The sequence below is a fragment of the Bacillus sp. JJ1503 genome (assembly GCF_036965125.1).
Classification (GTDB): Bacteria; Bacillota; Bacilli; order Bacillales; family Cytobacillaceae; genus Cytobacillus.
In genome coordinates, this window is sequence record NZ_JBALOZ010000062.1 from 44,397 (window position 1) to 54,128 (window position 9,732).

The window sequence follows — 9,732 nt, forward strand, 5'->3', positions numbered from 1 at the left end:
GGATTGATGGGTGAATGCCTACTTAGGCGTGGATAAAAATTCCTAAATACCCCTTTAAAAAACCACAGCTCAAAGTCTGTGGTAAATAATCCATTAAAAGTGTTCAATTTTTACAAATATCCTTCAACTGAGCTTGTATGACCTGAATCAGGTCCTCCATTCTAACATCAATCTGAACACCAATTTTTCCGCCGCTCACAATAATTGACCGAAGTTCTGATGCCTGAATATCAATAAAGCTTGGATATTGCTTTTTCATGCCAACTGGTGAGCAACCGCCGCGGATATAGCCTGTTAGCGTCTGAATATCCTTGACCGCAATCATTTCGATTTTCTTCTCTCCTGCTGCCTTGGCGGCTTTCTTTAAGTCTAGCTCAGCCTCGACCGGAATAATAAACACATATGTTTGTTTGCTAGTTCCATGTGCTACCAGTGTTTTATAAACTTCTCTCGGCTCTCTATTGATTTTCTGCGCTACTGAGACACCGTCAATTTTTCCATCCTGATTGTCATAGGTGATTAATTCATATTTCACTTTTTTCGAATCGAGAATGCGCATGGCATTCGTTTTCCCTTGTGCCATCATCGTGCTCCTTACGAGGTTTTTCCTTTATTTTATCACGTAACGGAATGACATTTATATACTCGAGCTTCATAAGGATTAAAAGAAAACATGGACTGTAAGCTGTGTTTTTCCACTGAATAATTATTTAAAAGAAGCTGATCTGAGCTTAGGCTCCATTCATTTAACTGAAACTTCGCCTGCCGACCGGACAAATTTGTGAGAACCACAGCTTTTTCACCCTTAAATGTCCGTGTATAGGAAAAAATTGGTTTATTCTCCTCCAAAATTAGATCATATTGACCATAACTAAATACTTCATGTTGTTTCTTCAATTGAATCATTTTTCTATAAAAAGAAAGAACCGACCCTTCATCCCGAAGCTGTGTTTCCACATTCAATTCATTATTATTCGGATTTACCTTCATCCATGGAGATACGGTGCTAAATCCAGCATGTTCTTCCGCTGACCACTGCATAGGTGTTCGGCTATTATCACGAGAGGAGGCCCAAATGATTTTCATGATTTCCTGATTCTTTAGTCCTTCGCTTTGTTTCTTTATATAGAGGTTTTTCGTTGCCACATCATCATAATCATCAATGGAAGAGAAGCAAACATTCGTCATGCCGATTTCCTGCCCTTGATATATAAATGGTGTCCCTTTCATGAAAAAATACATTGCTCCAAAGGCTGTCGCACTCTCACGCCAATATTTCCCGTCATCCCCCCAGGTAGAAACGACACGAGGTTTATCGTGATTTTCAATAAATAAAGCATTCCATCCATCCGACTCCAAGCCTTTTTGCCATTTAGTCAGCACCTTTTTCAATTCAATGATATCTAGCTCTGCGTCCTTATCTTCCGGGTCCCAAAGACCGAGATGCTCAAATTGAAAAATCATATCCATGACGCCCTGCTTTTGTCCAACCCAAAGCCCTGCATCCTCCACCGTCACTCCATTTGCTTCCCCAACTGTCATCACATCTGTATTTCCGTAGGTCCTTTCTTTAAACTCCTTCAATAACGGATGAATGCCCTTTTGGTTCAAATGCATCGGGAAAGACGAGACATACTTTAATTTCTTTGGATTAGGCAAATTAGGTAAACCCGCTCGCTTTTTAATATGGCTAATCGCATCGATCCGAAAGCCGTCAATCCCTTTCTGAATCCACCAATTAACGATTTCATACAAAGCTTTGCGAACTTCCCCATTCTCCCAGTTTAAATCCGGCTGCTTAACTGAAAAAATGTGGAGATAATATTGCTTTGTCTTCTCATCATATTCCCATGCCGAATCGCCAAAAATACTTTCCCAGTTATTCGGCTCACGCCCATTTTTCCCGTCACGCCAAATATACCAATCTCTCTTTGGGTGATCCTTTGAGAACCTAGATTCAATAAACCATGGATGCTCATCACTTGTATGATTTAGAACAAGATCAATGATTAACTTCATGCCTCGTTTGTGTACCTCTTCAAGAAGCTGATCGAAATTCTTCATTGTTCCGAAGTCTTCCATAACATCCTGATAATCTGAAATATCATAGCCATTATCGTCATTTGGCGATTTAAATATCGGGCAAATCCAGACGGCATCCACGCCTAATTCCTGGATATAGTCCAACCTTTGAATGATTCCTTGAAGATCACCAATTCCATCTCCATTCGAATCTTGGAAGCTTCGCGGATAGATTTGATAGACTACCGCTTCTTTCCACCATATCTTCATTCAACAGCATCCTCTCTGTTCATATTTTATCCAAGAGAGTTATATAACAAATTTGAACCGGCAAATAGCAAAATAATAGCATATTGTAACCCCTTCTTAACCTTTTATTCTTTGATATAAGCTATGATTTAGAGAGGTATGAAATAAATTTCTTTTAACATCATTTCCCAGATGACCAGACATATATTTTTATATAAAAATCCCCTTACCTATTGTATTGAAAAAATCTAGGTTTATGATTTTTACATAACTTACGGAACATCACCGACCTGCTATCCTTGGGCATAAGACACCTAGCAATTCCTATGATTTTTTTCCAATAATGGTATTATATTGTTAAGTGACTATTTTCCTAAAGTTAGTTTTTAAAACGCGAGGAGTTTTTATTAAGCAATATATTTTCCTAATCCTTTAAATTAACTACATAAATCCTGTAACTAAGAATGAATAAATCATTATTAAGGAGTATTCATGATGAATAAAATTAATTTAGATAATCAGTTATTATTCATCCATGCTTTTGAACACGCAGGAATAGGAATGGCACTCATCTCATTGGATGGAAAAATAGTAAAGGCGAATCAGTCTTTATGTGACAGTTTGGGCTATGAAGAAAACGAGCTGTTACAATTAACGATTATGGATATCCTTCCTCCAGAGGATGCAGAAATAGATGAACATATCGTTCAAGTTCTTTTCGAAGGGAAAAGGAATTCATATCAAATGGAAAGACGTTATATCCATAAGAACCAACAGTATATTTGGGCTTTAATGAGCGTTTCATTAGTGAGAGATGAGGACGGCTGCCCTTTATTCTATATCAGTCAGATTCAGAATATCTCTGACAGAAAGTTAGCGGAAGAAAAGCTCCGTGAAAGTGAGGGCAGATATCACAGCTTAGTGGAGGAATCACCAGATGGAGTCATTATTTTAAAAGATGAAAAATGTATTTTTATTAACGCAACAGGAATCGAGATGCTTGGGCTGCAGCATAAAGAAAATATTATCGGGAGACCGATTTATGACTTTATTTTTTATCAGGACCATGAGTGTTTTAAACAGCGCAATTTACATATTCATTCTGTTGGCCCATTTGAAAAGAAATTCATTCGCATGGATGGAAAGATCATTCCTATTGAATTAAAAACGATCCCAACAATATTTGAAAATACTCCGGCTGTCTACATGATTATGCGTGATGTCAGTGAAAGAGAAAAGACAAAGGAATTGATGATTAATTCGGAAAAGCTGACAATTGCCGGCCAGTTAGCAGCCGGAATTGCACATGAGGTTAGGAATCCTTTAACAGCCATAAAGGGCTTCTTTCAAATGATGGAAAGCGACTTTAAGCAAAATAAAATATACTTCGATGTCATTAACTCAGAGATTAATCGAATTGAAACGATTCTAAATGAGTTATTATGGCTAGCAAAGCCTCAAGAATCAAAACTTGCCCAGAAAAACATTGAGGTTGTATTAAACCATGTCCTCACCTTATTAGAAACCCAAACAAATTTAAATAATATCCAAATCATCAAGTCGATCGAGCAAAACCTGCCCATTATTAATTGTGATGAAAACAAACTAAAACAAGTGTTTATTAATTTTCTTAAAAATGCAATTGAGGCCATGCCCAAAGGCGGTGCCATACATATTGATATTCGACAGCAGCACCCTGCCTGGATCATGATTCAGATCACTGATGAAGGTTCAGGGATCCCAGAACATTTACTTACTCGAGTCGGGGAGCCTTTCTTCACAACGAAGGAGAAAGGAACGGGACTAGGTTTAATGATTTGCAAAAACATCATTGCAGAGCATGAAGGAGAAATCATGATCGAGAGTTCATCCAATGGGACCCATGTCAAAATCCTTTTGCCATACTCGATATAATTCAAGCAGGAGGTCTTCCCTCCTGCTTGAATTATTTATTCCGTCTTGGCAAATGTGCTAGGCATGACAACCGCGATGACTTCGCCGCGGGCGCATACCACATCCTCGGCAAACACTTCGATATCAACCTTCCACTTTTTCGGATGTATTTCGGTTACAGCGCCTATTGCTTTTAATGGGACATCTTGAGGGGTTGGTTTAAGAAAGTCAACCTTTAAGGAGCCTGTTACAAATCGCGGCGGCTCCGCTCCATCCCCAATCTCATGCCCATTTTTACGGTGCAGAGCCAACGCGGCAGATCCTGTTCCATGACAATCAATGAGTGATGCAATTAAACCTCCATAAACAAACCCCGGAATGGCGGTATGTTCTTCTTTAGGCGTATACAACGTTACCGTCTTTTCCCCTAACCAGCCTGTTCTAAAATGGTGGCCATTCTCGTTTAAGCGGCCACACCCATAGCACCAGGCAAAGTCATCCGGATAAATATCTTGAACTGCATGAAGTACCTTATTTTTCATCCCTTCTCCCCCTTTTCAGAAAATTATAACATAACGCTGAAAGATCACGGCCACTTTTAATTTTACTAGAATTTTTTTGGGGAATATTCCGCCTTATCATAATAAATTTATTATTTTAAAAAAACTTATTTTTAATTACTCTTTTTACATTAAAGCTTATATTACCAACGATTAATGCGATTTCATCATCCCCTGTTAAAAAAATAGTTTTTGACAATTTAAAACTATCAAAAGTATTATAGTATAATATTACTCGTTTTTTTAAACGAATAGCTTTCTGTAAAATTGCAAATTATAGAAAAAAGTAAGGAGGATATTTACATGTCTAAAATAGATAAGGAACAAATTGTAGCAAGCGTTCCTCAGAAGGGATTTTTCGGACATCCTAAAGGATTGTTCACCCTTTTCTTCACAGAATTCTGGGAGCGTTTCTCTTATTACGGAATGAGAGCCATTCTCGTTTTCTATATGTACTATGAAGTGTCAAAAGGTGGATTAGGTATTGACCAGCCTACTGCCCTTGCCATTATGTCCATATACGGATCATTAGTATATATGTCGGGAATCATCGGCGGCTGGTTAGCCGACAGAGTATTCGGAACGTCCAAAGCCGTTTTCTATGGCGGGATTTTGATTATGTTTGGTCATTTAGCCTTAGCTATCCCTGGAAATATCACACTTTTCTTTATTTCCATGATACTGATTGTACTTGGTACAGGTTTATTGAAGCCAAACGTTTCAAGTGTTGTTGGGGAAATTTATAGCGAAGAAGATAATCGCCGAGATTCCGGCTTCAGTATTTTCTACATGGGCATTAACCTTGGAGGGTTCCTTGCACCACTAATTGTCGGAAGTACAATGGGTTATAGCTTCCATTTAGGCTTCGGTATAGCTGCTGTCGGAATGTTTTTAGGGTTATTAGTATTTATGTTTACAAAGAAAAAAAATCTTGGTCTAGCTGGCACCATTGTACACAATCCACTTTCACCAGCTGAGAAGAAAAAGACCATTACGATATTTGGATTAGTTGCCGTTATTATTGCTATTATTTGTGCAATTGCCATTCCAGCCGGGTATCTAACGTTTGATAGCTTTATTGCACTTGTAGGAATTTTGGGTATTTTGATTCCAACTGCTTATTTCGTTGTCATGTATCGCAGTAAAAAAACAACAGATGTAGAACGCTCAAGAATCATTGCCTATATTCCACTTTTCATTGCTTCCGTCATGTTCTGGGCCATCGCAGAGCAAGGTTCTACCATCCTTGCAGCTTATGCGGATACTCGGACACAGTTAAACTTTGCAGGAATTACGATTTCACCAGCTTGGTTCCAATCATTAAACCCGTTATTTATTATTGTTTTGGCACCAGTATTTGCTTGGGGTTGGGTGAAACTAGGAAATCGCCAGCCATCTATCCCGCAAAAATTCTCGATAGCTTTACTTTTCGCCGGAATATCATTCCTTGTTATTCTTTTACCAGCGTACTTTGGCGGTACTGATACATTGGTTAATCCATTATGGCTTGTCCTAAGTATATTCATCGCCGTCCTTGGTGAATTATGTTTATCACCAGTTGGTCTATCTGCTACGACTAAACTAGCGCCTGCAGCCTTCTCAGCGCAAACGATGAGCTTATGGTTCTTATCAAACGCTGCTGCTCAAGCTATTAATGCACAAATTGTTAAATTTTACACACCTGAAACAGAAATGGCTTACTTCGGTATCATTGGTGGAGCATCCATCGTACTCTCCATCATCCTATTTATCTTAGCTCCGAAAATTCAGGGCTTTATGAAAGGGATTCGTTAATTTTAGAAGTGCTTGTCATTTAATGAAAAGAAGCAAGGAGTCCTTGCTTCTTTTTTGTTTTTCCTATCCGAAGAAAAACATAATATATATTTATTATTTCAAAAAAACTAAATTTTGGAAATTTGGTAATCGAAATCCAATTATACCAAGGTTTAGAGGCTGAGTATCTTCTTTTCCCTAAATACCCTTTTGACAATTTCGAACTTTCGAAAGTATTATAGAATAATAAGGAGGTCGTCTTATGTCAAATATTAGCAGGCAACAAATTGTTGAAAGCGTTCCCAGAAAAGGGTTTTTTGGTCACCCAAAGGGACTATTTACATTATTCTTCACTGAATTTTGGGAGCGTTTCTCCTATTACGGTATGAGGGCTATTCTTGTATTCTATATGTACTATGAAGTGTCAAAAGGCGGTTTAGGATTAGATCAGTCATTTGCGCTATCAATTATGTCGATTTACGGTGCACTCGTTTATATGTCGGGAATTATTGGCGGCTGGATGGCAGATAGGTTAATCGGCACATCTAAAGCTGTATTTTACGGCGGAATTTTAATTATGTTTGGTCATATCGCTTTGGCTATTCCCGGAAATACAACGATGTTCTTTATTTCCATGGTGCTGATTGTACTTGGTACCGGATTACTGAAACCGAATGTTTCTAGTATTGTTGGTGACTTGTATAGCGAAGAAGATGGACGACGTGATTCTGGCTTCAGTATTTTTTATATGGGAATTAACCTTGGCGCATTCCTTGCTCCGTTAATCACAGGCAGCGCTATGGGAAAAAGCTTCCACCTAGGTTTCGGTTTTGCTGCTATTGGGATGTTTTTAGGATTACTCGTTTTTATTTTTACTAAGAAAAAAAATCTCGGGCTTGCAGGAACAATCGTTCCTAATCCACTATCTCCAGATGAGAAGAAAAAGGTATTTACAATTTTTGTTTTATCTGTAATTGCAATCGCTGCCATCTGTGCAGTCGCTATTCCTGCAGGGCATTTAACTTTTGATGTATTTATTGCATTCATTGGGATTCTCGGTATTTTAATTCCAACCGCGTATTTCATTGTGATGTACCGCAGTAAAAAAACAACAGATGTGGAACGTTCTCGAGTCATTGCCTATATTCCACTTTTTATTGCTTCTGTCATGTTCTGGGTTATTTATGATCAAGGGGCTACTATTCTTGCAAACTATGCAGATAAGCGTACACAATTAGATTTTGCAGGCATTCATATTTCACCTGCTTGGTTCCAATCTCTGCCAGCATTATTTATTATCATCTTTGCACCTGTATTTGCTTGGCTTTGGATAAAGTTAGGGAAGCGCCAGCCAACCATTCCGCAAAAGTTTTCAATCGCTCTATTATTAGCTGGATTATCCTTTATCGTCATTCTATTGCCAGGGTATTTGAGTGGCGGAGATTCGCTAGTTAGTCCAATATGGCTTGCACTCAGCTATTTAATTGTCTCTCTTGGCGAACTATGCTTATCACCTGTAGGTCTTTCAGCTACAACGAAATTAGCACCTGCTGCTTTCTCTGCACAGACAATGAGTCTATGGTTTTTATCAACAGCAGCTGCAGGGGCGATTAATGCACAAATCGTTAAGTTCTATTCACCAGAAACGGAAATGATGTACTTTGGCGTTATCGGCGGGGCTTCCATCGTGCTTTCGATCATCCTTTTTATGTTAGCTCCAAAAATTCAGAGCTTCATGAAAGGAATTCGTTAAAAAAAGGACCCTGGTTCCGTTATTTATCTAAAAAGATTGCTTTTTAGAAGTTAATAGACTTGGGTTCCGCTATTGAGTGAAAAGAAAGCTATTTTCTTATAGATTTCATTCATTAGCGGATCCTGTGTCCGATTCATTCGATAAATATGCGAATTTATGGAAATAGAGGATTGTCTGTCCGCTAAAATTAAGAAAAAAAGCAAGGGGCATCTAATAAGTCGATTTTTCGACTACTGGATGCCCCTTCTCATATCAACACTATTGATTTTCTTTGTTTGAACCCTTTTAAACTACCTTCTTATATTTCTACTTTGCTTCCTACACCGAGCTTAATAGCCTTTTCATAGGCGGCCGATGCAACAGCCAAATCAAAATATGCAATCCCAACTGATTTAAAAAAGGTGATCTCTTCATCCGATTCCCTGCCAGCGATTCTCCCTGCTGCCAGCTCTCCAATTTCCCCATGAAGGTCTGAAAAACTCCATTCTCCTCTGTTTGCAGGAATAATAAAATCACCAGCCTCATCTTTTACTCCTTCAATCGTATCAGCAACAATTTTTGAGCATTTACGAAGAGTTTGTACGTCTACCTCTTGCATATGCGGGAGATACGATCCAACACCATTAATATGTGTTCCAGGCTGCAGCGCTTCCCCTGAAAAAACAGGAGTTTCTGAGCGCGTACTGCAAATAACGATCTCTGCTTTCGAAACAGCTTCATCTGCATGACCTATAATCGCAATTTCGCCTTTATACTCTGGGCTAAGATCTGCAATTTTATCAGCAAATGCATGTGCTCTTTCTTTTGTTCGATTATAAAGCAAGATTTTCTTAATATCACGAACCTCCAGAACAGCCTGAAGCTGCTCCTCTGCCATTCCGCCACAGCCAATGACTGCTACCGTTGATGCTGTTTCCTTCGCAAGATACTTCGTTGCGATCCCACTTACCGCCCCCGTACGAAGCCTTGTTAAATAAGAGGCATTCATGCAAGCAAGATGGTCTCCATTGTCGGTGTCACTTAAAACAATGACACCCTGAGTGGTCTTCTTCCCTACTGATGGATTGTTTGGAAAAATGGTGACTACCTTGACAGCCGTTTTTCCGATTGGCTCCATGGCACTAGGCATATAGAGGGCCGATGCATTCTTTTCGGGGAATTCCAGAACCGTCCTGTGCGGATTAAGAATTTTTCCTTCTATGTAATGTTGTAAAGCTTGTTCCAAGTCCTGAATCGCGTCCTTCATTGTATACATGGATCGCAGTTGTTTTTCTGATATGACTAGCAAAATAAGTACCTTCTTTCTAGTAAAGGAAAACCACTTGCCTCGGTCCCTTTTATTTTTTTAAGCTACTTCCAATTCTTACGGTCACGCACAGCGCAAATCACAACAAGAGAAATGAGCGCTGATAAAATAATATATATCGCCACGGGAACGCACCTTACTTTCCAAGATATCCCTCCCCTATATTTTATCACCAT

Annotated in this window: 7 protein-coding genes; 3 read left to right on the forward strand and 4 right to left on the reverse strand. The window is 38.9% G+C overall.

Features of this window, described 5'->3' with window-relative positions:
• Positions 1-103: 103 nt before the first annotated feature.
• Entirely contained in the window at positions 104-583 is a 480-nt protein-coding gene (gene ybaK, locus V7149_RS05920) for a Cys-tRNA(Pro) deacylase (protein ID WP_335344725.1), read from the reverse strand.
• Positions 584-618: 35 nt separating this feature from the next.
• On the reverse strand, positions 619-2,292 hold the full coding sequence (locus V7149_RS05925; RefSeq protein WP_335344726.1) for a glycoside hydrolase family 13 protein: 1,674 nt from the start codon (positions 2,290-2,292) through the stop codon (positions 619-621).
• Between the two features lie 474 nt (positions 2,293-2,766).
• On the opposite strand from V7149_RS05925, the gene V7149_RS05930 reads away from it, so the two are divergent.
• Positions 2,767-4,185: a PAS domain S-box protein gene (locus V7149_RS05930; protein ID WP_335344727.1), complete on the forward strand. Its 1,419-nt coding sequence runs from the start codon at positions 2,767-2,769 to the stop codon at positions 4,183-4,185.
• Between the two features lie 35 nt (positions 4,186-4,220).
• On the opposite strand, the gene V7149_RS05935 is transcribed toward V7149_RS05930, so the two are convergent.
• Entirely contained in the window at positions 4,221-4,706 is a 486-nt protein-coding gene (locus V7149_RS05935) for a PaaI family thioesterase (protein ID WP_335344728.1), read from the reverse strand.
• A gap of 321 nt (positions 4,707-5,027) precedes the next feature.
• Between V7149_RS05935 and V7149_RS05940 the strand changes: the two genes are divergently transcribed.
• Both V7149_RS05940 and V7149_RS05945 read left to right on the forward strand, forming a co-directional pair.
• Complete coding sequence (locus tag V7149_RS05940) at positions 5,028-6,518, forward strand: peptide MFS transporter (protein WP_335344729.1); 1,491 nt, start codon at positions 5,028-5,030, stop codon at positions 6,516-6,518.
• 241 nt (positions 6,519-6,759) lie between these two features.
• Complete coding sequence (locus tag V7149_RS05945; RefSeq protein ID WP_335344730.1) at positions 6,760-8,250, forward strand: peptide MFS transporter; 1,491 nt, start codon at positions 6,760-6,762, stop codon at positions 8,248-8,250.
• Between the two features lie 298 nt (positions 8,251-8,548).
• On the opposite strand, the gene V7149_RS05950 is transcribed toward V7149_RS05945, so the two are convergent.
• Entirely contained in the window at positions 8,549-9,538 is a 990-nt protein-coding gene (locus V7149_RS05950) for an ornithine cyclodeaminase family protein (protein WP_335344731.1), read from the reverse strand.
• Positions 9,539-9,732: the final 194 nt, after the last annotated feature.